The sequence below is a fragment of the Ruegeria sp. HKCCA5491 genome, from assembly GCF_013034565.1.
Classification (GTDB): Bacteria; Pseudomonadota; Alphaproteobacteria; order Rhodobacterales; family Rhodobacteraceae; genus Ruegeria.
On the sequence record NZ_WQGG01000011.1, the window covers coordinates 61215 to 85622 of the forward strand.

Sequence of the window (24408 nt, forward strand, 5' to 3'; positions counted from 1 at the left end):
CCGCACCTGCCATGCCCAACGGGAGGAGGTGTTTCGACAGAAACATCGACGACGGGCGGGAAAGCCTCTTTCGATCTAGGTATCCAGCGAACGGGCGATCAATTCCTTCATAATCTCGTTGGTGCCACCGTAAATCATCTGAACCCGCGCGTCCGTGTAAAGGCGGGCAATGGGATACTCCATCATGAACCCGTAACCACCGAAAAGCTGAAGGCATTCATGCATGACTTCGTTTTGCGCCTCGGACCCCCAATATTTGGCCATGGACGCCGTCGCAGCGTCCAAAGTTCCTGCCTCCAACTTGGCAATACAATCGCTCACAAAGCTGCGCAGAATTTCGGCCTTGGTCTTGCACTCGGCTAGCTTGAAGCGGGTGTTCTGGAAATCCATGACACGCTGCCCAAAGGCTTTGCGTTCCTGCGTGTATTTCACCGTTTCGGCGATTGCGTAATCAATAGACCCCAGCGCGATGATAGCGATCGTCAGACGTTCCCACGGCAGTTGTTTCATCATCTGGTAGAAACCCTGCCCTTCTTCGGGCCCGATCAGGTTCGTCATCGGAACCTTCACGTCTTCAAAGAACAGCTCGGCCGTATCGTTGCCTTTCATACCCAGTTTTTTCAGGTTGCGCCCTTTGCGAAACCCTTCGGCGCCATCTGTTTCGACGGCGACCAGTGAAACTCCCTTGGAGCCCTCGGACTTGTCGGTTTTCGCCGCAACCAGAATAAGGTCGGCAGATTGCCCATTGGTGATGAAAATCTTAGAGCCATTCAGGCGATAGCAGTTCCCGTCCTTTTCTGCGGTTGTACGGATGGACTGAACGTCAGATCCCGCCCCAGGTTCGGTCATCGCCAATGCGCCAACCATTTCGCCAGAGGCCAGCTTGGGCAGCCACTTTTGTTTCTGCTCATCGCTTCCGTAGGCAGTAATATAGTGGGTCACGATGGACTGAATTCCATACCCCCAACCTGCGTCCCCATGTGAGGTTTGCGCATACATCGTGATCGCGTCAAACCCAATGTCGCCGCCAACGCCGCCGTATTCCTCGGGGATGGCACCCGCCATCAGCCCCATATCCCCGGCCTTGCGCCAGAATTCCCGGTTAACAACACCGTTGTCGTTCCACCGTTCGATATTCGGCACCAGTTCATCTGCCATAAATCGGCTCGCCATTTCAGCGAACATCTTGTGTTCTTCTGTCGCCCAAGCGGATGTAGCAGAAAACAGAGACATAGAGCGTCCTCCCAAAAACAAATTTTGCGCACCGTAATCTGCACCGACAAACGATCCAATGCGTGCAGAGACACACAACGCAACGTCATTTCAGGAATTCGAACAGGCCGAAACTAACTCAGCAACGCCGCTTCCAGAAGAACCTTTGCGGCGGCCTTGGCTTCGCGGGCCGGGTCGCAGGATTTGAGCAGAACCGCCGTTACGATGGCCCCTTCTTTCAGCAATAGAATCTGACAGGCAAGTGCCTCAGGGGCAGACGCGCCTGCCCTGCGTGCAAGATCGGTGAAATACTCCAACAGCAGGCGTTTATGTTCGGCCGCCTGAACATGGATCGGATGCGTCTTGTCCTGAAACTCTGCACCGGCCTTGATGAACATGCAGCCGCGAAATCCATCCTCTTCGAACCATTCGCCCAAGGCGTCGAAACTGGCGATCAACTGATCAGCCGGCGTGTCGGCAAGTTCTTCTATGCGACGCAGAAACCAGTTTCTAAAGTTCTCGTCCCGCAAACGCAGCGCAGCAAGGATCAATTCCTCTTTGGTTCGGAAATGCTTGTACATCGAGGTCTTGGACACGCCAGTTTCCACCACCAGTTTATCCATACCCGTGGCGTGGAATCCGTCTTGGTAAAAGACCTGCAGGGCCTTGCGGACCAGTTCATCTCGTTTGTTTGGGCGCATTTATTAGCTCAATCCTTGACTGATCTGTACATATTATTTTGATCTGAAAACTACAACCTCTTTCCAAATCTGCGGGGGAATATCTCAAATAACACAAGAACCTTACAATACAGCCCCAAGAAAAATATCGACGTGACACTTGACAAACATTACCGATCTGTACACCTTCAATTACAACATGTACCGATCAGTAAACCTTTGGAGCTTCCAGATGAGACGCCGTGCCAGCCCCTTCTCACCTCAGTATGTCCCCATTCTTCTGACCATCGCATTGCTTGCGGCCTCATTGACCTGAAAGGAACCAGAATGACACGCCCCCCTCTTCCCCCGTTCACGCAGGAAACCGCCATTCAAAAGATTCGGATGGCTGAAAACGGCTGGAACAGCCGCGATCCGGATGTCGTCACGCCCGCCTACACCGAAGACAGTCAATGGCGTAATCGCGCCGAGTTCATTACCGGCCATGCAGAAATCCACGCCTTTCTGACGCGAAAGTGGCGGAAAGAACTGGATTACCGATTGATCAAAGAACTTTGGGCACATTCAGACAGCCGGATTGCCGTGCGCTATGCGTATGAATGGCACGATGACAGCGGTCAGTGGTTCTGCTCATACGGGAACGAGAACTGGGAATTTGCTACTGATGGCCGGATGGCTAAACGTCATGCGTCATTGAATGATGTGCCGATTTCGGAAGAAGACCGGCTGTTTCACTGGCCCAGCGGCCCCCGGCCTGATGATCACCCCGGCCTGTCAGATCTCGGCCTGTAGAAAGGACAGCCCATGCCCCGTGCATTTTCCGAACTGATGTTCACGCCTGCCGTTCGCGCCCATCAGGAACGTATGGGTTCTGCCAAGACCTATGCCAAGTTTCTTGAGGGCGGCCCCCAGCAAGGTCATGAGATTGGCCCCGCAGAAAAAGCGTTTATCGAAGCCCGGGATGGGTTCTATCAATCCACGGTGTCCGAGACCGGCTGGCCTTATGTTCAGTATCGCGGTGGGCCTGCCGGATTTCTGAAAGTGTTTGGCCCGACAACGATTGGATACGCCGACTTTTCCGGCAACAAGCAGTATATTTCTCGTGGGAATCTGGACGGCAACGACCGGGTGGCCATGATCCTGATGGATTATGCAAACCAGCGCCGATTGAAGATTCTGGGGCGGGTCGCGTTCACCGAAGGCGAAGCCGCCGCAGCCAGCCTGTTTCCCGATGAAGCCGATGCTGTGGCAGAACGCGCCGTCATTATTCGGGTCGAGGGGCTGGATTGGAATTGCCCGCGCCACATCACACCACGTTTTACCGAGGCGGAACTGCGCCCCCACCTGAACACGCTTGGTCAACAACTGGCGCAGCTTCAGGCCAAAAACGAGAAACTGAAACAGCAACTGGCAAGCCGATCCTGAAACGGCTTGCCGGAAGTCCTGATTATGTTCTGTAAGCAAGGAAGCAGTTCATGCCGCGTTCCACGTTGAATTTCGCTTTTATTTGCCTGATTGGCTGTACCCTGTCGACCGGAGTTCTGATGCTAGGCTTTTTTGCATCTCCCGAAGCGGTGCGTTCTTCTCCTCCGGCTACCTACAACTCTTTGTTGCTGGAGCATCTCGCGAAGCGATAAGGCAGATGGGGCTTAATTCTTCTTCAAAATACACATATATCCACTCGCACCCCCTTGACCTTCCCGTGACTGGAACCCTCATTTAGAGGGTGAAAAGCACTTCGGGATGAGTCGGATGACTACACCGCAGAAAATTCAATTGAAAATCACCGGAATGGGGTGTGCGTCCTGCGTTGGTCGCGTTGAGGCTGCTCTGGATGACGTTCCGGGCGTCACATCGGCCGCGGTCAATTTTGCTACCGAAACCGCACAGGTCTCATTTTCCGGGCCAGTTGAGTCGCTGACACACGCGCTGGATCAGGCGGGCTATCCCACTGCTATTGCTCATACGACGCTGAATGTTTCCGGCATGAGCTGCGCCTCATGCGTGCGCAAGATCGAAGGGCTTTTGTCAGGTGATCCAGCCGTCGTTGAAGCGCAGGTCAATCTTGCGACTGAAACTGCGACGGCGACGTATGTGGACGGGGCAACCACCGCACAGGCGCTGGCGGACCTCTGTACCAAAGCGGGTTATCCAGCCCGTGTCGCGCAAGAGGACGGTGAAGCAAACCACAGCAAGGCGCAGGAAGCCAATTCGCTGACTCGCGCCACACTGTTTGCCGCAATGCTGGCGCTGCCCGTTTTTGTGCTGGAAATGGGCGGGCACATGATCCCAGCCTTTCATCATTTGGTTCACGCCACGATTGGAACTCAGACAAGCCACCTTATTCAGTTTGGCCTGACCACTCTTCTTCTGCTTGGACCGGGTCGGGTCTTTTACGCGAAAGGCATCCCTTCCTTGCTGCGCAGGTCCCCGGACATGAACGCGCTGGTCGCCATGGGAACCGGGGCGGCCTATTTGTATTCGGTTGTCGCGACTTTTGCGCCGGGCGCCTTGCCGGAAGGCAGCGCCAATGTCTATTTCGAAGCGGCATCCGTCATCGTCGTCCTGATCCTTCTGGGTCGCGCGATGGAGGCACGCGCAAAGGGGCGCACTGGTGCTGCGATCCAGAAGCTGATCGGCCTGCAACCCAAATCGGCCAGGGTGGAACGGGACGGCACAATGATCGACCGCCCGATCTCGGAGATTGTGGTGGGCGATATCCTTCAGATCAGACCAGGTGAGCGTGTTCCGGTGGACGCCGAAGTTCTGGAAGGCACGTCCTTCGTGGATGAAAGCATGATTACGGGTGAGCCGATCCCTGTTGGAAAATCCAAGGCGGATCAGGTCGTGGCTGGCACCATCAACGGCACTGGGGCGCTCCGGGTAAGGGCAGCGCGCGTTGGTGCCGATACTGTTCTAGCACAAGTCATTCGGATGGTTGAACAGGCGCAAGGTGCAAAATTACCTATACAGGGGCTGGTCGACCGTATCACCGCGTGGTTCGTGCCAGCGGTTATCGGTGTTGCAGCACTAACGATTGCGGCTTGGTTGATGTTTGGGCCTGCGCCCGCCTTGCCGATGGCCTTGGTCGCAGGTGTTTCGGTTCTGATCATTGCGTGCCCCTGCGCCATGGGGCTGGCAACACCGACGTCGATCATGGTGGGCACGGGCCGCGCAGCCGAATTGGGTGTTCTGTTTCGCAAGGGCGATGCTCTGCAACAGCTTCAGCAAGCCAAGGTCGTTGCGTTGGACAAGACCGGGACACTGACACAGGGACGCCCTGAACTTGAAACTATCGTGACGGCCAACGGGTTCGACAACGATCAAGCCTTACGGCTTGCGGCATCGGTTGAATCCCGATCCGAACACCCGATTGCAACTGCGATCACGCGCGCAGGGCCTGCGGTGCCGCCCGATGCGTCGGACTTCCAGTCACTGACAGGCTTGGGAGCTCGGGCCTTGGTTGACGGGCAAGAGATTATCATCGGGTCGCTCAGGCTAATGCGGCAGTACAACGTGGATGTGTCAGAGTTGAAACAGGACGCCGACCAGCGCGCGGCCGAGGGCGCAACCCCCTTGTTCCTGGCTGTCGACAGCAAGGCCGCCGCAATGATTGCAGTTTCAGACCCGCTCAAACCCGGCACTGCTGAGGCCCTTGGCAGGCTACATGCGATGGGGCTGACTCTGGCGATGGTCACCGGGGACAATAGCGGCACGGCGCAGTCGCTTGCCCGGAAACTTGGTATTGATCACGTGACGTCCGAGGTATTGCCGGACGGCAAACTGGCCGCGATCAATGACCTGCGCGACCAGTTTGGATCGCTGGCTTTTGTCGGGGATGGCATCAATGACGCCCCGGCGCTTGCAGCAGCGGATATTGGTATTGCGATTGGTACTGGAACCGACGTGGCCATTGAAACGGCGGATGTGGTGCTCATGTCAGGTGATCTGCGCGGTGTGGCGAACGCGATGGATATCAGCCGCCGCACCATGCGGAACATCCGGCAGAACCTGGGCTGGGCGTTTGGATATAACGTCTTGCTGATACCGGTTGCGGCAGGCGTGCTTTTTCCCTTTGGCGGGCCATTGCTGTCCCCAGCCTTGGCCGCCGGAGCAATGGCGCTTTCCAGTGTTTTCGTAGTCACAAATGCGCTGCGCCTGCGCCGGGTCCGGGCCACTTTGCCTGAAAGAGAGCACACAGAAACTCAGCAAACGGTGGCACCATGAATATCGGTGATGTTTCGACCCAGACCGGGTTACCCGCAAAGACGATCCGCTATTACGAAGACATCGGACTGGTCAAACCCCTGCGCGATGACAACGGGTACCGCCGGTTCCGCAGTCAGGACATACACAAGCTGAATTTTCTGGGCCGCGCCCGTGCATTGGGCTTTACGATCGAAGACTGCCGCACATTGATGGCCCTATACGAAGACGACACCCGCGCCAGTTCCGACGTCAAGAAGGTCGCGCGCGCGCATCTGGCCCAGGTCGAGGCCAAGATCGCTGACCTGAACGCCATGCGCGATACGTTGGGACACCTGATTGACGCATGTGCGGGTGATGATCGGCCCGACTGTCCAATCCTGCAAGATTTGGGAGGCAAAGCATAACACGGGGTTGCCCTTTGCACGCAGCTTTGGTTTGTCTCTGCTGAACGACCCAACCGGGCATGAGAGAGGATCACCAAATGGCAAAAGTCGCATTCCTTGGATTGGGTGTCATGGGCTACCCAATGGCCGGCCATCTGCAGGCCGCAGGTCACGACGTAACCGTCTACAACCGAACGCAAGCCAAGGCCGAAGCATGGGTTGCCCAGCATGGCGGTGCAATGGCCGCGACACCGCATGAGGCAGCCGAAGGTGCTGAGTTCGTCATGTCCTGCGTCGGAAATGACGACGACTTGCGCATGGTGTGCACCGGCGAAGATGGCGCGTTTCACGGGATGTCTGACGGTGCGATTTTTGTCGACCACACAACTGTTTCTGCCAAGGTGACGCGCGAGTTGTACGAGGCGGGCAAAACCCGTGGGATCGCCTTTGTCGATGCCCCGATCTCGGGCGGGCAGGCGGGGGCCGAAAACGGGGTCTTGTCAATCATGTGCGGCGGCGACCAGCTGGCCTATGACACGGTAGAGCCGATCATGCAGGTCTATTCCAAAATCTGCCGTCGGATCGGCGACAGCGGCGCGGGGCAGATGACGAAGATGTGCAACCAAATCGCCATCGCTGGTTTGGTTCAGGGCCTTAGTGAAGCGTTGCATTTTGCCGAAAAAGCCGGGCTGGACGGCCGGTCGGTGGTTGAGGTGATCAGCCAGGGCGCGGCAGGAAGCTGGCAGATGGCGAATAGGTACGAGACCATGCTGGACGACCATTTCGATCACGGCTTCGCTGTTGACTGGATGCGCAAGGATTTGGGCATCTGCCTGAGCACCGCAGATGAAACAGGTGCGTCTCTGCCTGTGACGGCTCTGGTTGATCAGTTCTACAAGGATGTGCAGAAACTGGGCGGCGGGCGCTGGGACACCTCGTCCCTGATCAAGCGTTTGCGCGCGTTGGGATGAAGCAAGGGGGCTGTCTGCCCCCTCTTGGGCCGCGGCCCAATTCACCCCCGAGGATATTTAGGGCCAGATGAAGAGGACCCCGCTGAACGCGGGACAGGAATTCGAATGAGCGACTTGATTGGTTTCTGGACAGGCGCATTGCGCCAGCATTGGGGTCTGGATGCGCGACTGACCCGTTTGGATGGCGAATACGACCTTAACTTTCTGGCGCAGGCGACAAATGGTCAGGACTATGTGCTCAAAGTCATGCGCGCCGGATGTGAGCAGGAACTCGTGGACCTTCAGGTCAAAGCTTTGGATCACATCGCGCACGTTGCGCCGGGATTGCCCTTTCCGAAGGTGATACAAGATCTTGAAGGTGTGGTACTGCCACAAATTGAAGATCAGGAAGGTGCGCCGCGTCTAGCGTGGCTGCTGGAACGCCTTCCGGGGCAATGTTACGCCAAGGCCGCGCCTAAATCCGAAGACCTGATACTCAGGCTGGGGCGCGTATTGGGGGCAACAGATCGCGCATTGGAAGGGTTTTCGCATAGCGGGTTGAACCGGGCCAGCTTCAAGTGGGACCTGACGCAGGCCGGCTGGATTTTGGAAAAGTTGGACGCGATTACGGACACCGCGCAGCGGGTGCTTTTGACAGAGATTTGCACCGAATTTACAGCGACCTCAGCTGCGCTTGCCACGTTGCCGAAACAGGCGATCCACAACGACGCCAATGATTACAACATTCTGGTCGAAGGCGATCTGGGTCAGCGCCAAAGCGTATCCGGGCTGATAGATTTGGGCGACATGTGTGCCGCCCCCCGCGTGTGCGATCTGGCGATTGCCGGGGCGTATATCGTTCTGGATCACCCTAGACCAGAACATGCGCTGGCCGCTTTGGTGCGCGGGTATCACGCGGCCAATCGTTTGCGTCCGGAAGAGGTTGACCTGATCTGGCCTTTGTTACGGATGCGGCTGGCGGTATCGGTTGTGAACTCGACCTTGATGGCGGCTGAAAACCCTGATGATCCGTATGTTACGATCAGTCAGGCCCCGGCGTGGCGGTTCCTGGAGAACAAGGCGGTGAATGGTGGCCTGATGTCTGCGCGGTTGCGTGTGGCCTGCGGGCTGCCTGTCACCGACGGCGCCGAGCATGTCCTTACCTATCTGCATGAGCATCGCGGACAGTTTGCCCCAATGTTCAGGCAAGACTTGACCGATGTGCTGATGGGGTCTTTGTCGGTGGAAAACTGTGTCTGGCCGCAGAATCCTTTCGACATGCCTTTGGCCGAGGCCGCGCGCGTGGGCGAGGAGTATGGTGAGGGCCCGTGGCTGGGTTATTACAACGAGCCGCGCCTGATCTATGCCGAGCCGGGATTCCGCAAGGGACCGTGGAAAGCGTCAGATCGGCGAACGGTACATCTGGCCGTGGATGTGTTTGCCCCGGTGGGCACCTTGCTACACGCACCGTTAAGCGGACGTGTTGAGGCGGTCGAGAACCGTGACGCCCATCTGGACTACGGCGGTGTGGTGATCCTGCATCATGAAACGCCCGAGGGGGATGCGTTCTATACGCTCTATGGTCATCTGGACCCCGAGGTGTGCGAGCGACTGAAACCTGGTGATCCCGTAGCTCAGGGCGCGGCATTCGCGCGTCTGGGGGATGCCAGCCAGAACGGCGGCTGGTCCCCACATGTGCATTTCCAGCTGGCGATGACCACGGACGGAATGCAGAATGATTGGCCAGGTGTTGGTGATCCCGATGAGATGGAGCTGTGGCACGCGGTTTGCCCGAACCCCGCAGCCCTGTTGAACCTGCCCGATGACAAGGTGTTCTATCGCCCGACAGACAAACAGGCGATCCTGAAGGGGCGGCACGAGCACTTTGGCGGCAATCTCAGCCTGACGTATGACGACCCGGTGATGCTGGTGCGCGGGTGGAAACACCACCTGTTCGATGAATGGGGGCGCCCTTACCTGGACGCCTATAACAACGTCCCCCATGTGGGCCACGCACATCCGCGAATTCAGGCGGTGGCGGCGGATCAGTTGCGGAGGATGAACTCGAACACCCGCTATCTGCACCCGGCACAGACCGCTTTTGCAGACAAGGTGCTGTCGAAACTGCCCGATCACTTTGAGGTCTGTTTTTTCGTCAATTCCGGCACCGAGGCCAATGAACTGGCCCTGCGGCTGGCGCGCGCGCATACCGGGGCCAAGGGGATCGTGACGCCGGATCACGGTTATCACGGCAATACGAATGCGGCGGTTGCGATCTCGGCCTACAAGTTCAACAAGCCCGGCGGCGTGGGTCAGGCGGATTGGGTCGAACTGGTCGAAGTGGCCGACGATTATCGCGGATCATTCAAGCGCGACGATCCCGGCCGCGCTACAAAGTTCGCGGATTTAGTGGACCCTGCGATTGCCGCTTTGCAGGACAAAGGGCACGGCGTTGCCGGTTTCATCGCCGAGACGTTCCCTTCGGTCGGGGGTCAGATCATCCCGCCCAAGGGTTATCTGCCCGCAGTCTATGAAAAAATCCGCGCCGCCGGAGGGGTGTGTATCGCCGACGAGGTGCAGACCGGGCTGGGCCGTCTGGGTGAGTATTACTTTGGCTTCGAGCATCAGGGCGCGCTGCCCGATATTGTGGTCATGGGCAAACCCATCGGCAACGGGCACCCTCTGGGTGTGTTGGTCACGACCAGGGAAATCGCGCAAAGCTTTGACAACGGGATCGAGTTCTTCTCGACCTTCGGTGGATCAACCTTGTCCTGCCGGATCGGGAAAGAGGTGTTGGACATCGTCGATGATGAGGGGTTGCAGGACAACGCCCGCGTGATGGGCGCGCGGCTGATGAACGGGCTGCGCGCGATTGAGGGTGATTTTGCCTGTGTCGGCGACGTGCGGGGCATGGGCCTGTTTCTGGGGGTCGAATTGATCAACCCCAACGGGTCCGAGGGCACCGAGATCTGCAAATACGTCAAGAACCGGATGCGCGATCACCGCATCCTGATCGGCAGCGAAGGGCCCAAGGACAACATCCTGAAAATCCGCCCGCCCCTGACGATCGAGGCGGATGACGTCGACATGATCCTGTGGACGCTGCGCGATGTGCTGTCCGAGGTGGGTGACTATGCCCCTGCCCCGGCCTGCGACCATGATCACCACCACGCCGGATGCGGCTGCTGTTGAGCCAGAAAAACCCCGGCGCGAGGAGCGTGCCGGGGTCTAACGCGCCCGCCACTTAGTGCAGCACGGTCGCTGGGGGTTGGTGGCCAGTCGTCGGCATGGGGACCGCTGACGTCATACGTCGCAGCGCCAGCCCCAGTTCTTCGGATAGCGAAGCCAAAGCCGGGGCAAAATCCGCCCGCACAATTAGCGATGCCATCATCATGGCATCCTCGCGTGCGCCTTCGGAGGCCGATGCGATCATCTGGGCAAAACAGTTTTCATCAGCACCCAGGCACGAGCATCCCAGCCCATGCCGGATCAAGGGCCGACGTCCATGATGGGCGCATAGGGAACACAACCTGTCCAATGTCATCATGGCCGCGTGTCCCATATCCGCGCCCAGCGCGATCTGAAGATCACTGGCCGCATCCACACGTGACTGACCGCCATCGCTCCATAAACGCAGGTACATTACGGCACCGGCCTCGATCGGGCTTAGATCCGACAGGCGACCGACGGGTGCCCCGCCGCGCGACGTTTTACTGTTCATTTTGTCAGGATCAACTTACCGGCGCGGGTGATGCGCAACGTATAGAGCTGATCACCCAGTTCGATATGCGCAAGATTGCCTCCCTTGGTCAGGTCTTCGGCCTTGTGCGAAGGCAACATGGACACAGCGTAGGACTGAGCGGGGTTTGGGGTCTGCATATTCATTAGGGCAACTCCAGAATATCTTGGCGCATGGCCGATTGTGTTCGCAATTCAAGTTTCTGGCTGGCCCGGTTCCGGGTTTGCTGACTGACTTGCCGATAATCTGATAAATTTACTCAGGTATGTCAAGAGGCATAATCGGATGCTTAATCGACCTTCCTCAATTGCAAGGCGCTCCGGTTGGAGATAGGTGTCTCGCGACGATCAAAAGGGGGATTTTTCGATGACCGCAACAATCATGTTCGACCTTGACGGCACGCTTGTCGACAGCATCCCCGACATCGCTGCCGCGGCGAACAAGATGCTGCAGGACACCGACACAGCGCCCTTGCCACAGGACACGATCAAACAGTTTGTCGGTAACGGCCTTCCGAAACTGGTCGAACGGGTGATCCTGCACTGCGGTCTTCCCTTAGCGCACCACGCGGACCTGACGCAAAAAATGCTGGCATACTACAATGCGGCCTCCAGCGACCGGACCGTTCCTTATCCCGGCGTTGCCGAAGCCCTGGCAGAACTGCAAGAAATGGGGTGCGTCCTTGGCGTATGCACCAACAAACCCGAGGCCCCTGCCCGACACATTCTAAGCGCACTTAAGCTGGATCGTCATTTTGACACCGTGTTCGGAGGAGATACGCTGCTGGTCCGCAAGCCGGACCCTGCCCATTTGAACGCAAGCTTTGATGCTGTTAAATCCGCTGGTCCGCGCCTTTATGTCGGCGACAGTGAAGTCGACGCCGAAACAGCGCAGCGGGCAAAGGTGCCGTTCCTGTTGTTTACGGAAGGGTATCGAAAAACACCAATTTCGGAAATTCCACATTCGCGCGCCTACGACCACGCCAGTGAATTGGCCGCGCTTGTAGTTGACGTGCTGGACGAGATGGGCCAACCGACCTCGTGAAAGCGAGGGGCCAGCATAGGGGGTAAGTCGCCAGCCCCTCAGGGGAAAAGTGGTAATGTCCGCGGTTATTCCTTGGATAAGCCCGTGTTAACCACTTACGCTGGGGCAAGATATAGGGGGTTTCCCGTAGTCCCCTTTAACCTCCTGTTAGTTCAAAACTTTTAAGCGAAAATTTCGTAAGAAGCAGCCGTTTCGCCAAAAGAAAAATGGCGGAATGAAAAACCCATCCCGCCATAACAGAACTGAACAATTTTTCCGTTCGGCCTGTGTCAGATGGCCAGATACTCTTCGCGCAGTTGGGAGTTCTCAAGCACCTCGCTGGCGGTGCCGTCAAAAACGATGCTGCCCGTATCCAGAATGATAGCTCGATCCGCCAGTTCCAACGCTCGCACAGCGTTCTGTTCGACGATGATCGTTGTCATGCCTTGCTGTTTGACGTGGACCAGCGTCTTTTCGATCTCATCCACGATCACCGGAGCCAACCCCTCGTAAGGCTCGTCCAGCAACAATACCTTGATGTCGCGGGCCAGGGCCCGCGCGATCGACAGCATCTGCTGCTCACCACCCGACAGGGTCACGCCCTCTTGCTTGCGGCGCTCACCCAGACGGGGAAACAACTCGTAAAGCCGCTCTAGTGACCACCCGATCGGAGGCGCGATCTGGGCTAATTGCAGATTTTCCTCGACCGTGAGGCCGGGGATGATCCGCCGGTCCTCGGGCACCAGACCCAGGCCCGCGGCCGCCGCTTCGTAGCTGGTCATGTTGTGCAGCGGTTGATGATCCAGCCAGATTTCGCCATGGCGCACGTCAGGCTCACCCACCCGTGCAATCGAGCGCAGGGTCGAGGTCTTGCCCGCTCCGTTCCGGCCGAGCAGAGCCAAAATCTCGCCCTCATGCACGTTAAAGCTGACACCTTGCACGATGTAGCTTTCGCCATAGTAGGAATGCATGTCCCACACCGACAGGAAGGCAGGCGCGGTGGTGGCCATATTCGCGTTTTTTGAAAAGTCAGGTTTCTCGTTCATAGCTTTTCCTTACGCAGCCTCGCCCAGATAGGCTTCGCGGACCTTGGGGTTACCGCGAATATTCTCCGGAGTGTCCTCGACCAGTGGCGTCCCCTGCGCCAGAACGGTGATCCGCTCGGCCAGACTGAAGACCACATGCATATCGTGTTCGATGATGGCGATGGTGATATCGCGTTCATCCTTGATCTGTTTCAGCAGGTCGATCGTGTTGTTCGTATCGGCCCGCGCCATGCCCGCCGTGGGTTCATCCAGCAGCAGCAGACGCGGGTTCTGGCTGAGGCACATGCCGATCTCAAGCCGCCGTTTATCTCCGCGTGACAAGGATGCGGCGTGCATCTCGCGTTTGTCGGCCATGTTCATCTCTTCCAGCATGGCTTCGGCCTGTTCGACGATGTCCTTCTCATTGGCAATCGTTTCATAGGCGTGCATCCGAAACGCACCATCCCGCATGGCAAAGATCGGGATCAGCATGTTCTCCATCACCGTCAATTCGCCAAAGATCTCGGGCGTCTGGAAAACGCGACTGATGCCCATCTGATTGATCTGGTACGGTTCAAGCCCCAGGACCGAGTTGTTGTCGAACAGAACCGACCCGGTATCCGGCATCAGCTTGCCCACCAGACAGTTCAGCAGCGTCGACTTGCCCGCACCGTTTGGCCCGATGATGGCGTGAACCGAGTTTTCCTCGACGTTCAGGTTCACATCCGTCAGCGCCTTGAGGCCACCAAAGCGTTTACTGACGTCTTTTACTCGCAGAATTGCCATGATCGCCCTCCTTTATTCCGCTGGCTCAGTCTTGCCCGACGGTGCATCGTCGGTGCCTGATTTTTTGCGCTTGAACCATTTCATCAGGCGCTGCCCACCTTCTACAAGGCCACCCGGCAGATAGATAACGACAAGCATGAACAGGATACCCAGGGTCAGGTGCCAGCCTTTTCCGATGAAAGGGTGGATTAGGAACACAACGGCGTCTTCCAGACCGTCAGGCAGGAAAGCGAACCAACTGTGCAGGACGTTGTCGTTGATCTTCGAGAAGATGTTCTCGAAATACTTGATGAAGCCCGCGCCCAGAACCGGGCCGATCAGCGTACCGGTACCACCAAGGATGGTCATCAGAACAACCTCGCCCGAGGCTGTCCACTGCATCCGTTCCGCCCCGGCCAGCGGGTCCATCGCAGCCATCAGGCCACCGGCCAGACCAGCATACATGCCCGAGATCACAAAGGCCGCCAATGTATATGGCTTGGAGTTCAGACCGGTATAGTTCATCCGCTGCTGGTTTGACTTTACCGCCCGCAGCATCATGCCAAAGGGCGAACGGAAGATGCGGATTGCCAGATAGAACACCACCATCATGACAATTGCACACAGGTAGTAACCTGCGTTGAAGTCAAAGCTCCAGGCGCCCACATCCAGCGTATAGGTCGCCCGCATGGGCAGGCCGAACAAATGCGGCAGGTCCGGCGCATTGGCGCCCTGCAGAATTTGCGGATCATCCGCATAGACCTGAAGGCCGGTTTCACCATTGGTCAGGTTGAACTTGGGGTTCGACAGCACCGAATAGGCCAGAGCAAAGCTCATCTGTGCAAAGGCCAACGTCAGGATCGAGAAGTAGATACCCGAACGCCGCAGGCTGACAAAGCCAATCAGAAGCGAGAACAACCCGGCGACGACGACACTCAGCGCGATGGCCGGAATGACATTATAGCTGAGCAGTTTGAACATCCAAACGGCCGAATAGGATCCCACGCCCAGAAAGGCCGCGTGGCCAAAGGACAGATACCCGGTCAGGCCAAACAGGATGTTGAAGCCAATGGCAAAAATGCCAAAGATCACAAAACGCTGCATCAGGTCAGGGTAGCCCGCGTTGAACTGCGCCATGGCGCTGTCCGACGGGAATGGGTTCAGGATGAAGGGGGCCAGCAGCGTCAGGATGCCGACGATGATCAGCAGGCTGGTGTCTTTTTTGTTCAGTCCCAACATTGATTATTCCTCCATCACGCCTTTGCGCCCCATCAGACCGCGCGGTCGCGTCAGCAGCACGATAATGGCGACAAGGTAGATGATGATCTGGTTGATGCCCGGTATCGTGGTCGTGGCCCAAGTAGTCGAGGCAAAGCTTTCAAGAATGCCCAACAGGAACCCGGCCAGCACCGCTCCGGGCAGCGATCCCATGCCGCCCACAACAACCACAACGAAGCTGAGCACAAGGAAATCCATACCCATGTGATAATTCGGCGGGTTAAGCGGCCCGTACATCACACCAGCCAATCCTGCCACCGCGGCGGCGATGCCGAACATGATGGTAAAGCGACGGTCAATATTGATGCCCAGCAAACCCACGGTTTCGCGATCCGCCATGCCCGCCCGAACGACCATACCAAAGGTCGTGAATTGCAGGAATGAGAACACAGCGCCAATTATGGCTACGGCAAATCCGAAATAGACCAGACGCCAGATCGGGTAGATGATCGCGTTCGGATCGAAGCCGATCATGGTGCCCAGATCAACCGAACCGCTCAGCGCGTCAGGTGGCGGGGTCTGGATCGGGTTGGCACCGAAGAAATACTTGACGATCTCTTGCAGAACAATGGCAAGGCCAAAGGTCACCAGGATCTGGTCTGCATGAGGGCGCTTGTAGAAATGTTTGATCAGACCACGCTCCATCAAGTATCCGACCAACAGCATGATCGGGATCGCAAACAGGATCGCCAGGGGAACGGACCAGTCGATGATGGTCGCTCCGACCTCGGGCCCGAACCACGCCTGAACATAGGGGGTTTCCACTTTCAGCGGATTACCCAGAAAATCGGTCTGGGTTTCGTCAAGGGTTACGAAGCTCAGGTTCATGAGCTTTTGCAGGGTAACGGCGCAGAAAGCCCCGATCATGAACAGCGCCCCGTGCGCAAAGTTCACAACCCCTAGCGTTCCGAAAATCAGCGTCAGCCCCAGCGCGATAAGCGCATAGGCCGACCCTTTGTCCAGACCGTTCAGAATTTGCAATAGGATGGCGTCCATTGGCCCCACCTCGAGATTGGTCAGCGTAGATTGAGTGGCTTAGCAGGCCATCATGCCTGCCGAAAATGTCTGGCCGCCGTCAGGCAGCCAGACCATTACCTCAGGTTATGCGCCCGGGTTGCACTGACCCAGTTCGCCACCGGCGAACATTGGGTGCTCGGGATCGTATTCGACCTGCGCACGTGGCGTGATCTCAACGATTTCCAGCGTGTCATACGCGTTGGTCGGGTTTTCATTACCCCGCACAACCAGCACGTCTTTGAAGCACTGGTGGTCGGCACCGCGATACCAGGTCGGGCCGTTGCCCAAGCCGTCGAACTCGAAATCTTCCAGAGCTTCGACAACACCGCAGGGATTGAAGGTCCCCGCACGCTCACAGGCATCCGCATAAAGCAGGGTCTGCGCATAGCAAGTCTGGGCCGAGTTTGATGGCGGTTTGCCATACTTCTCGCCAAAGGACTTCACGAAGGCCTTGGTGCCTTCATCCTGCAACTGCCAGTTCCAGTTCATCGAACCCAGAACGCCCTTGATGTTCTCGCCCGCACCGGCGGCCATCAGTTCGGAATAAAGCGGCACGACGATCTTGAAGTCCTTGCCGTTGGCAACCTTGTCGAGCAGGCCGAACTGGATCGCGTTGGTCAGCGAGTTCACCATGTTGCCGCCGTAGTGGTTCAGAACCAGCACGTCCGCGCCCGAGTTCAGAACCGGAGCGATATAGGACGAGAAGTCTGTCGACGCGAGTGGTGTTTTCACCGTGTTGACCGTTTCCCATCCCAGAGCTTCGGTCGAAGCGACGATCGACTCTTCCTGGGTCCAGCCCCAGTTGTAGTCAGCCGTCAGGTGATAGGCGCGGCGCTCGTTGCCCATCTCTGCCGCCAGCACCGGTGCAAGGGCTGCACCTGACATATAGGCGTTGAAGAAGTGGCGGAAGCCGTTGGCCTTCTTGTCCTTGCCGGTGGTGTCATTGGCATGGGTCAGACCCGCCATAAAGATCACGCCCGCTTCCTGGCACAGGCCCTGAACCGCAACGGCCACGCCCGAGGACGAACCGCCATTGATCATCACCGCGCCGTCTTTTTCGATCATCGACTTGGCCGATGCGCGTGCGGCGTCCGACTTGGTCTGCGTATCGCCGGTGACGAACTCGACCTTCTTGCCAAGGATACCGTTCCCCTTCAGGGCCTTGGACGAAAACGTGTTCAAACAGCCTCCGTCGCCTTCGCCGTTCAGATGCTCAACCGCCAGTTGCTGCGCGAGCAACTCGTCATTACCTTCTTCGGCGTAAGGACCTGTTTGTGGGACGTTGAATCCCAAAGTGACAGAGGACCCTGTCGGTTCGTTGGTGTAGGCAGCAGCCGACGAAGCGGTAAAGATCGTAGGCAGGGCCAGACCGGTTCCCGCAACGGCACCGGACTTCAGCACGCCGCGGCGTGTGACAGATTTATTGGTCATTAATTCCTCCCATTTCCCATTTTCCGCCCTCTGGCTCCTCTTCCATCGGACGAAATCGCATTTCTGCGTGCAGTAAGTATGGTGGCGCTTCTGAAAAATTCACAACAACCCATTAATTTCGAAGGAATCTTATGTAAACAAATACACAGAAACGAGAATGTTTTGTAACTGTTTTGATACCAGTGATCGTTAGGCTCTATTTTCATTCAATTAAATAGTAAAAATGCTCACCCTCGGCATTCAGGCCCATCCCGATATTTCTGCAAACCATGAGTCCATACTTACTGAAATACCCCTCCACGAAGTACCAGGTTGATACTTGCAGGCCGAATGCCTCGCATAAACCCACACGCGTAACATCGCTCTGATATGGCAGTCGACGGCCATCAACCCGACTCAAAGACTCTTCTGACACCAGCACAAAACGGCTGGAATTGCCTCTGCTTTCCGGCCCAATCCCAGACACAGTGAAAGGTTAAACGACGCATTGTCGTCGCAACGGCGACTAATTAGTCACAACTTCCAAACGATACCCTCGAATTAGTTAAAAATTAATTTTCGGTTCATTTTCAAGTGATATTTCTGGTAGGCCGAGCAGAATCGGTAAAAGTGAAAAGACTTTATAAATCATTAACCTGTAGTTTTTTACGAGTAACGGAACGGTGTGACATGAATGGGGGGAAAGCTCATCGCGGAGTGTGGCTGCCTAACACGCTTCACGCAAGAGCCATCATAAATTTCATTCACTGGAGCCAAGGTGGTCTGGTATTAGACGCCGCGCTTAAAGGCATTGTTGAAGCCTTCGGTGCAGAATGCGGCGTGATCAGCCGGCTCTGGCTCAACAAGGGGGCGCATCGCGTTGCCGCCCGTGCGGACACGCGTGATCCCGCCGTCAGCCGCCCGCTGTTCTTGTCCTTTGCCAACGATGCATTGGGCCCTTTCCGCAACATGCCGAAACGGGCATCCGTTTTCAGCCTGCGTGAGGATGGTGAAGATCCCAGCGATTTGTCACCCGTCCTTGTCGATTGGGTAACTCATCGCAAGATTAAGGACATTCTGTTTGTCTGCCTGGATCACCAAGGGGGCGAGATCGACTTTCTGGAGCTGCATTTCGGGCAAACCCCCGAACCTGGTTTCAAGGAAGCCATTGAACAGATCGCTCCGCAGCTTTCAGAAACCTACCAAAGCCGTCGACCGGGTTTGGTCACCGAAGCTTTGTCGCGCCAAACAGTGTCGACAATTCGGAAAAGCACAACGGACACTCCAATCCTAAGCACAGGAAACCCGGCTGGGTTGACCCGCGCTGAATGGCGCGTATGCGCGCTGGTTTCGCGCGGCATTTCTCCGCAAGGAATCGGCACAGAGCTTGGAATTGGGCCAGCAACTGTTAGAACGCATCTGAAGCATATCTATTCGAAAACAGGTCTGGATAACTTTCACATGCTGGCAAGACGTTTGGTTTCAGTCGAAGAACGCGAAGCACTGCACGGAAAGCAGCATCAGGCAAGGGCTTGATGCCAGACACCGACTGGCAAAATTGGCTGGCATTGTGGCTGTTCGCACCGCTGTTCGTCGCAATGGCCTGGACGGATTTCACCCAACTTCGGATTCCAAATACCTACTGCATTGTGGGCCTGATCCTGTTTGTGGCTGCCGCACCCTTTCTGGCATGGAACGAGCTTCTTTTGCGCTTGCTGATCGCGGGGGCGTGCTTTGTGATCTGTTTCGGTCTGTTTGCCATCAACTGGCTTGGCGGGGGGGACGCCAAGATGCTACCCATCGTCTTTCTTGCTGTTCCTTCGACCCAGACACCGAACTACCTGTTCTTGTTTGCGGCCGCGATGGCGGTCGGTCTGGTTGGCATGGCCTTGTTCCGCCGTCTTGCGCGCGATACTTCCCCTCGTTTCAAGTCGACCGCCCAATCACGTGAGTTTCCAATGGGCATCGCAATCGGGTCGGCAGGATTAGTGCTGATCGCCATATCAGTCGCGGAACTGACCGGTTAACGATCAGTTCCCGAACGTTTCAGCATAGCGGATAAAGATCGGCGTCAGGATTAGGCCAGCGATTGCTGGCAGCATCAGGAAGGCCATCACACCCGACATTTTCACCGGCAGTTTGTTCGCCATTTCCTGCGCCCGCAATTCGCGCAACTCGCGCATCTCTTCGGCGTATGTGTTCAGTGCTGCCGCAAGCGGCACACCGAATCTTGTCGACTGAAGGACAACGCTTACGAAGGAACTCATCTCTTCGATACCGGTGCGACGGGCCATGCGCATGAGGGCTGTGTCACGGTCGCGACCGGCCTGAATTTCACTGAGCGCAATCAGGATTTCTTCGGACATTTCGGGCGAAACCAGCTGCATTTCCACAGCGACCTTCAGAAGGGCCTGATCAAAGCCCATTCCTGCTTCGACGCCGATCTGAAGAAGATCCAGCATGTTGGGAAAGGCATTTTCCATGAGCCGCTTACGCTCTTTGATGCGCGCGTTCATCCAGTACTGGGGGCCAAAGAAACCAATCGCGCACAAAATGGCGACATTACGGATGATTTCCATCAAGTCCAAGCTTGACATATATTTGCCGATGGAATTACCGACACTGTTCGCCGGCTGCCAGTTCAGCAACAGGATGAACAGCAAAGGCAGTGACGTGGCCAACATCAACCGCAGGAAATAATACCCCGCAATCGCGTTCTTTCCCCGAAAACCCGATTTCGCCAGAACCTGCCCAACTTCGAAGCGCTCACTGGCATCGCTTGGGATCAGGGCCGCGCTCAACCCTACCGGAGCCTCGCCTTCGAGGTCATTGGTTGTTGTACGGGCCAGGTTTTGACGCTGACGGCTCGGCATCATACGTTCGGCCGCTGTGGAGCGTTCGCTTAGCGACGACGAAATTCCCAGAAAAGCGATAATGGCACCAACAGCAACAAGGCCAAGGATCAAGGCTTGTGTTGCCCAGCCACCATCCAAAAGTGAACTAATAAATTCCATCGTAAATGCTCCTTATATCCGGAAATTCACGAGCTTGAACATCACGAAGGCATTGAGAACGACTGCCACCGCAATGACGCTCATTGCCGGCCAAAACGCCGGAGCGTCCATTACATCGCCATAATATGAAGGCGTAATAATCGTCATGAATACTGCGATCAGAACCGGAATAGCTGACAGAATATAAGCAGTCATCCGTCCTTCGGCCGAAATCGCCTTGATCTTGCGGCGCAAAGACATGCGCGCACGGATAACGCGGGACAGTGTGCGAAGAATACCCGCAAGGTCGCCCCCCGTGCCGTGCTGCATCATCAGCGCAACGGCCAGGTATTGAACGTCTTCTTCGTCAATACGGTCGGCCATTGCCTTCATGGCCGTCGTCAATTCTTCGCCAAAGGCCACTTGGTCAACGACAAGGCCAAATTCTGTTCCGATGGGATCCGGCATTTCTTCGGCGACGCTTTGCAAGGTCGCGTTCAGCGGGTGCCCCACCTTCAACCCGCGCGACATCAGGTCCAGCGCATCGGGCAGTTGCTTGATCAAGGCAGCTTTACGCTGACGGAGCGTGGCGCCCAAAGCAACAAGCGGCCCGATCAGAAAAACCAAAGCAGAAATCGGAACTACCTGCAGGGGGTTAGCCACCATCGACCCGCCGATCGCACAAATCAGAAACGCTGCGACGCAGGCCAACAGAAATACTTCGGGAACCATGTTCAAACCAGACGCCTTGAGCGCGGCAGGCAAATCGCCGACAAAAGGAAACTTCCGCAGCAGCGGTCTGGCTTCCTGCGGTTTCAGCAGGTTCAGAACGTCTTCTCCGGTTGAACCCTGGTTCAACATCTGAACGCGACGATTGATCGCCTCTTCGCGGTTTTCACCGCGCTTCAGAAACTGCCGTATTCCTTCAAAGGCAATAAGCGCACCCAGGAAAATGGCCAGTGCCATAACCAACTGGGCGTCAAACCCGGCCACTTCCAACTCTGGGCCTAAAATGGCGTTGATGTCGATGTCTGCAAAGAAAGCCCGAATTTGCTCAAACATAGCCGACCTCCTTAGTTGAATTGGACCGAAGACAAGTCCACGCCGGCCGCGGCCAAAACATCGCTGGATTTGGGGCGAATGCCGGTTGCAACGAACTTACCCAGTACCTTGCCGTTTTCGTCCTTGCCTTGACGCTTGAAGACAAAGATGTCCTGCATGGTCACGACGTCTGCTTCCATACCGGTAACTTCGGCAATGGACGTTACACGACGGGTGCCGTCAGACATACGGTTCAGCTGCAGCACAAAGTTGATGGCCGACGCGATGGTTGACCGGATCGCCGTGTGCGGCAGCTCCATCCCACCCATCTGAACCATCTGCTCGACCCGCGCCAAAGCGTCTCGGGGCGTGTTGGCGTGAACTGTGGTCATCGATCCGTCGTGACCTGTGTTCATCGCTTGCAGCATGTCAAAGGCTTCCGAGCCGCGAACCTCGCCCACCACGATACGGTCGGGACGCATCCGAAGCGCGTTGCGAACCAGATCACGCTGCGCCACCGCACCAGTTCCGTCCAGACCTGCCGGGCGAGTTTCCATGCGCAGGACGTGTTCCTGCTGCAGTTGCAGTTCCGCGGCGTCTTCGATCGTTACGATGCGTTCGCGAGCACCGATATAGGATGACAAAGCGTTCAGCATGGTCGTTTTGCCCGAACCGGTACCGCCCGAGATCAAGACGTTCATCTTGGCTTCGACCAGCCCGCGCAACAGGGCCGCAGCACTGTCATTCAGGGCTTCGTTCTGAACAAGACGCTGCATCGTCAGCGGAACGCGTGCAAACTTCCGAATTGACAGCGCCGGGCCGTCCAGCGCACAGGGGCGGATGATCGCATTGACCCGGCTGCCATCCTCCAGACGCGCGTCCACCCAGGGCTGGCGTTCGTCAATACGGCGACCCACGCGGCTGACGATTTTGTCGATAATTCTGAGCAGGTGACGTTCATCACGGAACCGGGCCGACGTTTTTTCAAGAATACCGGCACGTTCCACGAAAATCTGTTCATGCCCGTTGACCAGGATATCGTTGATCGTTGGATCGGCCAGCAGCGGTTCAAGAGGACCAAGCCCCAGAACCTCATGCATCAGTTCCTCGACCAGTTGCTTGACCTCTTCGCTGCGCATCGCGCGACCTTCGGCACGAAGAAGTTCCGTTGCGTGTTTCCCAATCTCGCCGCGAAGCGTTTCTTCTTCGACCTTGTCGATGACGGCCAGATTCAGCTTATCCAGCAACGAGTTATGCATCCGCGCCTTCAGATCAATGCGTTCCAGCTCCATTGCTTGCTGGTTCGCCTTTTTCTCAGCATCAAAAGCTGCAATATCGGACAGGTTGTCGGCAACCTGCTTCGTGTCCAAAGCCACAATCTTGGCTGCGCCAGAAGATGTGCGACCTGTTCTGTCAAATTCACGAAACATATTCCAAACCCTTATTACTTGTTAATTCACGTCTACAGATGGCGACCGATCACTTACCGGCACGAGGCGGCATTGCGATACGGGTTTCATCTGCCAGCTTCTTGATGGCGCGCGTCGCAGGTGCCCGGTTTGAGACCTCCTGCAGCGGGATGCCGCGATCAACGGATTCACGCACTGTGCGATCATCCTTTGGCACCCAATAGGCAAAGTCTTTTTCCAGCAGTTTCGACGCTGCTCGATGGTGCGCGGCGGGGAACAGCGGCTTCTTCTCAAGGCTGGCGACAAGCTGAATATCAATCGCCGGATTTTCGGCTTGATAGAAGTCCATCAGTTTACGGGCGGACCGAACCGATGGAACCGCGACGTCCGTGACCAGGTACAACCGGTCTGCCTGAGCAAGAACAGGTGTGATCCACTCGACCAGAGCACGAGGCAAATCCACGACGACATAGTCATGGGTGCGCCGCAGGCTATCAAGAATGGCCGAGATTTGCTCTTCCTTGATTGCAGACAGCGGCCCATAGCGCGACGGCGCGGCCAGAACGTCTACGCCACAGGGCGCTTTCACCATGGCCTGTTCCAGAAACGCACTGTCAGGGATGCTTTCTTCCATAGCCATCCGCCACATCGCGTCACTTTCTTCGACGTCCATCAGGGCCGCGATGGACCCGAACTGGAAGTCAAGATCGACGACGGCGACGTCGTTCGCGGCCTTTTTCTTGAAAAAACCTTCCTTGCACTGCAGTTCGTTGGCCATATTCGCGGCAACAAGCGAAGACCCTACCCCTCCTCGGGACTTCGCTACGGCAATGACCTTGCCAAGAGTCGCCTGACCGCCCCAAACGGCGGGCAACTGAGCCTGGCGGCGGGCACGGATTGCGTCTACCTGAGGAACGATTTCTTCGTTAATCGCCTTACGGGGCAGAACATCATCTACGCCCAGCTTCGTGAGCTGACGCGCCTTTTCAAGCGGCAGGTCTTCAGGGGCCAGAGCGATAATGATTGCGTTCGGCATCCGGGCATCGCAGATGGATTGCGCGGTCTCAAGCATGGTGTCCGAATTCTCGTCCACGTCGAAAAGCACAACATCATGCAGCGCGGTCAGCGAGACGGCCGATCCGTTGGCACCCTCGACCGTGTCCTTCTGACCGGTGAACGTGCAGTTATCCTGACTGGCCAGGGATCCTTCGATCGCCGAATAGATTTGTTCGTCAGGCGAAATTAACAATACTGAAATCTGCTTAGCACTCATT

Annotated in this window: 22 protein-coding genes; 9 read left to right on the forward strand and 13 right to left on the reverse strand. The window is 56.7% G+C overall.

The window, feature by feature from the left end; genetic code table 11:
- Positions 1-75: 75 nt before the first annotated feature.
- Both GOV88_RS15040 and GOV88_RS15045 read right to left on the reverse strand, forming a co-directional pair.
- Positions 76-1233: an acyl-CoA dehydrogenase family protein gene (locus tag GOV88_RS15040; protein ID WP_171240943.1), complete on the reverse strand. Its 1158-nt coding sequence runs from the start codon at positions 1231-1233 to the stop codon at positions 76-78.
- 113 nt (positions 1234-1346) lie between these two features.
- Positions 1347-1913, reverse strand: a complete 567-nt coding sequence (locus GOV88_RS15045) for a TetR/AcrR family transcriptional regulator (RefSeq protein WP_171240944.1) — start codon at positions 1911-1913, stop codon at positions 1347-1349.
- 306 nt (positions 1914-2219) lie between these two features.
- Here GOV88_RS15045 and GOV88_RS15050 point away from each other — a divergent pair, with 306 nt between their 5' ends.
- The 6 genes from GOV88_RS15050 to GOV88_RS15075 all read left to right on the forward strand — a co-directional run bounded on the left by GOV88_RS15050 (position 2220) and on the right by GOV88_RS15075 (position 10626).
- A complete protein-coding gene (locus tag GOV88_RS15050; protein ID WP_171240945.1) occupies positions 2220-2684 on the forward strand; it encodes a nuclear transport factor 2 family protein in 465 nt (154 codons plus the stop codon).
- A 12-nt stretch (positions 2685-2696) separates the two neighbouring features.
- Positions 2697-3317: a pyridoxamine 5'-phosphate oxidase family protein gene (locus tag GOV88_RS15055; RefSeq protein ID WP_171240946.1), complete on the forward strand. Its 621-nt coding sequence runs from the start codon at positions 2697-2699 to the stop codon at positions 3315-3317.
- A gap of 327 nt (positions 3318-3644) precedes the next feature.
- The gene (locus GOV88_RS15060; RefSeq protein WP_171240947.1) at positions 3645-6119 is read left to right on the forward strand and encodes a heavy metal translocating P-type ATPase; all 2475 of its coding nucleotides are present in this window, start codon (positions 3645-3647) and stop codon (positions 6117-6119) included.
- Complete coding sequence (gene cueR / locus GOV88_RS15065; protein ID WP_171123737.1) at positions 6116-6505, forward strand: Cu(I)-responsive transcriptional regulator; 390 nt, start codon at positions 6116-6118, stop codon at positions 6503-6505. Before GOV88_RS15060 ends, cueR begins: the two co-directional genes overlap by 4 nt.
- A 77-nt stretch (positions 6506-6582) precedes the next feature.
- Positions 6583-7455 (forward strand): NAD(P)-dependent oxidoreductase, encoded by an 873-nt coding sequence (locus tag GOV88_RS15070; protein WP_171240948.1) that lies wholly within the window; start codon positions 6583-6585, stop codon positions 7453-7455.
- 105 nt (positions 7456-7560) lie between these two features.
- A complete protein-coding gene (locus GOV88_RS15075) occupies positions 7561-10626 on the forward strand; it encodes an aminotransferase class III-fold pyridoxal phosphate-dependent enzyme (RefSeq protein WP_171240949.1) in 3066 nt (1021 codons plus the stop codon).
- A gap of 52 nt (positions 10627-10678) precedes the next feature.
- On the opposite strand, the gene GOV88_RS15080 is transcribed toward GOV88_RS15075, so the two are convergent.
- Both GOV88_RS15080 and hemP read right to left on the reverse strand, forming a co-directional pair.
- A complete protein-coding gene (locus GOV88_RS15080; RefSeq protein ID WP_171240950.1) occupies positions 10679-11155 on the reverse strand; it encodes a hypothetical protein in 477 nt (158 codons plus the stop codon).
- Positions 11152-11319 carry a hemin uptake protein HemP gene (gene hemP / locus GOV88_RS15085; RefSeq protein ID WP_171126255.1) on the reverse strand — a complete coding sequence of 56 codons (168 nt, stop codon included), beginning with the start codon at positions 11317-11319 and terminating at the stop codon, positions 11152-11154. The genes GOV88_RS15080 and hemP overlap by 4 nt, the downstream gene beginning before the upstream one ends.
- Before the next feature lie 220 nt (positions 11320-11539).
- Between hemP and gph the strand changes: the two genes are divergently transcribed.
- Positions 11540-12217, forward strand: a complete 678-nt coding sequence (gene gph / locus GOV88_RS15090; protein WP_171240951.1) for a phosphoglycolate phosphatase — start codon at positions 11540-11542, stop codon at positions 12215-12217.
- Between the two features lie 269 nt (positions 12218-12486).
- Here gph and GOV88_RS15095 read toward each other — a convergent pair whose 3' ends face one another.
- The 5 genes from GOV88_RS15095 to GOV88_RS15115 form a co-directional block, all read right to left on the reverse strand.
- The gene (locus tag GOV88_RS15095) at positions 12487-13242 is read right to left on the reverse strand and encodes an ABC transporter ATP-binding protein (RefSeq protein WP_171123749.1); all 756 of its coding nucleotides are present in this window, start codon (positions 13240-13242) and stop codon (positions 12487-12489) included.
- A gap of 9 nt (positions 13243-13251) precedes the next feature.
- Complete coding sequence (locus tag GOV88_RS15100) at positions 13252-14007, reverse strand: ABC transporter ATP-binding protein (RefSeq protein ID WP_171123751.1); 756 nt, start codon at positions 14005-14007, stop codon at positions 13252-13254.
- 12 nt (positions 14008-14019) lie between these two features.
- Entirely contained in the window at positions 14020-15225 is a 1206-nt protein-coding gene (locus GOV88_RS15105) for a branched-chain amino acid ABC transporter permease (protein WP_171123753.1), read from the reverse strand.
- 3 nt (positions 15226-15228) lie between these two features.
- Positions 15229-16260 carry a branched-chain amino acid ABC transporter permease gene (locus GOV88_RS15110; RefSeq protein WP_171240952.1) on the reverse strand — a complete coding sequence of 344 codons (1032 nt, stop codon included), beginning with the start codon at positions 16258-16260 and terminating at the stop codon, positions 15229-15231.
- Between the two features lie 105 nt (positions 16261-16365).
- Positions 16366-17712 (reverse strand): substrate-binding protein, encoded by a 1347-nt coding sequence (locus GOV88_RS15115; protein ID WP_171123757.1) that lies wholly within the window; start codon positions 17710-17712, stop codon positions 16366-16368.
- Between the two features lie 669 nt (positions 17713-18381).
- On the opposite strand from GOV88_RS15115, the gene GOV88_RS15120 reads away from it, so the two are divergent.
- Both GOV88_RS15120 and GOV88_RS15125 read left to right on the forward strand, forming a co-directional pair.
- Complete coding sequence (locus GOV88_RS15120) at positions 18382-19227, forward strand: LuxR family transcriptional regulator (RefSeq protein ID WP_171240953.1); 846 nt, start codon at positions 18382-18384, stop codon at positions 19225-19227.
- Positions 19227-19718 (forward strand): prepilin peptidase, encoded by a 492-nt coding sequence (locus GOV88_RS15125; RefSeq protein WP_171240954.1) that lies wholly within the window; start codon positions 19227-19229, stop codon positions 19716-19718. Before GOV88_RS15120 ends, GOV88_RS15125 begins: the two co-directional genes overlap by 1 nt.
- Before the next feature lie 3 nt (positions 19719-19721).
- Here the strand turns inward: GOV88_RS15125 and GOV88_RS15130 are convergent, their stop codons facing one another.
- From GOV88_RS15130 to GOV88_RS15145, 4 genes are read right to left on the reverse strand one after another with little or no spacing between them, the layout of a single operon-like run.
- Positions 19722-20705 carry a type II secretion system F family protein gene (locus GOV88_RS15130; protein ID WP_171240955.1) on the reverse strand — a complete coding sequence of 328 codons (984 nt, stop codon included), beginning with the start codon at positions 20703-20705 and terminating at the stop codon, positions 19722-19724.
- Positions 20706-20717: 12 nt separating this feature from the next.
- A complete protein-coding gene (locus GOV88_RS15135; RefSeq protein WP_171240956.1) occupies positions 20718-21746 on the reverse strand; it encodes a type II secretion system F family protein in 1029 nt (342 codons plus the stop codon).
- 11 nt (positions 21747-21757) lie between these two features.
- Positions 21758-23155, reverse strand: coding sequence for a CpaF family protein (locus tag GOV88_RS15140; RefSeq protein ID WP_171126260.1), 1398 nt, complete (start codon positions 23153-23155; stop codon positions 21758-21760).
- A gap of 49 nt (positions 23156-23204) precedes the next feature.
- Positions 23205-24407 carry an AAA family ATPase gene (locus GOV88_RS15145; RefSeq protein WP_171240957.1) on the reverse strand — a complete coding sequence of 401 codons (1203 nt, stop codon included), beginning with the start codon at positions 24405-24407 and terminating at the stop codon, positions 23205-23207.
- Between the last annotated feature and the right edge of the window lies 1 nt (position 24408).

Coding starts and splice junctions, on each gene's coding strand:
- GOV88_RS15060 (WP_171240947.1), top strand. CDS start 3,645: ATGACTACACCGCAGAAAATTCAATTGAAAATCACCGGAATGGGGTGT.
- GOV88_RS15100 (WP_171123751.1), bottom strand. CDS start 14,007: ATGGCAATTCTGCGAGTAAAAGACGTCAGTAAACGCTTTGGTGGCCTC.
- GOV88_RS15140 (WP_171126260.1), bottom strand. CDS start 23,155: ATGTTTCGTGAATTTGACAGAACAGGTCGCACATCTTCTGGCGCAGCC.
- GOV88_RS15105 (WP_171123753.1), bottom strand. CDS start 15,225: ATGTTGGGACTGAACAAAAAAGACACCAGCCTGCTGATCATCGTCGGC.
- GOV88_RS15095 (WP_171123749.1), bottom strand. CDS start 13,242: ATGAACGAGAAACCTGACTTTTCAAAAAACGCGAATATGGCCACCACC.
- GOV88_RS15080 (WP_171240950.1), bottom strand. CDS start 11,155: ATGAACAGTAAAACGTCGCGCGGCGGGGCACCCGTCGGTCGCCTGTCG.
- GOV88_RS15135 (WP_171240956.1), bottom strand. CDS start 21,746: ATGTTTGAGCAAATTCGGGCTTTCTTTGCAGACATCGACATCAACGCC.
- GOV88_RS15070 (WP_171240948.1), top strand. CDS start 6,583: ATGGCAAAAGTCGCATTCCTTGGATTGGGTGTCATGGGCTACCCAATG.
- gph (WP_171240951.1), top strand. CDS start 11,540: ATGACCGCAACAATCATGTTCGACCTTGACGGCACGCTTGTCGACAGC.
- GOV88_RS15050 (WP_171240945.1), top strand. CDS start 2,220: ATGACACGCCCCCCTCTTCCCCCGTTCACGCAGGAAACCGCCATTCAA.
- GOV88_RS15110 (WP_171240952.1), bottom strand. CDS start 16,260: ATGGACGCCATCCTATTGCAAATTCTGAACGGTCTGGACAAAGGGTCG.
- cueR (WP_171123737.1), top strand. CDS start 6,116: ATGAATATCGGTGATGTTTCGACCCAGACCGGGTTACCCGCAAAGACG.
- hemP (WP_171126255.1), bottom strand. CDS start 11,319: ATGAATATGCAGACCCCAAACCCCGCTCAGTCCTACGCTGTGTCCATG.
- GOV88_RS15040 (WP_171240943.1), bottom strand. CDS start 1,233: ATGTCTCTGTTTTCTGCTACATCCGCTTGGGCGACAGAAGAACACAAG.
- GOV88_RS15055 (WP_171240946.1), top strand. CDS start 2,697: ATGCCCCGTGCATTTTCCGAACTGATGTTCACGCCTGCCGTTCGCGCC.
- GOV88_RS15115 (WP_171123757.1), bottom strand. CDS start 17,712: ATGACCAATAAATCTGTCACACGCCGCGGCGTGCTGAAGTCCGGTGCC.
- GOV88_RS15130 (WP_171240955.1), bottom strand. CDS start 20,705: ATGGAATTTATTAGTTCACTTTTGGATGGTGGCTGGGCAACACAAGCC.
- GOV88_RS15145 (WP_171240957.1), bottom strand. CDS start 24,407: ATGAGTGCTAAGCAGATTTCAGTATTGTTAATTTCGCCTGACGAACAA.
- GOV88_RS15120 (WP_171240953.1), top strand. CDS start 18,382: ATGAATGGGGGGAAAGCTCATCGCGGAGTGTGGCTGCCTAACACGCTT.
- GOV88_RS15125 (WP_171240954.1), top strand. CDS start 19,227: ATGCCAGACACCGACTGGCAAAATTGGCTGGCATTGTGGCTGTTCGCA.
- GOV88_RS15075 (WP_171240949.1), top strand. CDS start 7,561: ATGAGCGACTTGATTGGTTTCTGGACAGGCGCATTGCGCCAGCATTGG.
- GOV88_RS15045 (WP_171240944.1), bottom strand. CDS start 1,913: ATGCGCCCAAACAAACGAGATGAACTGGTCCGCAAGGCCCTGCAGGTC.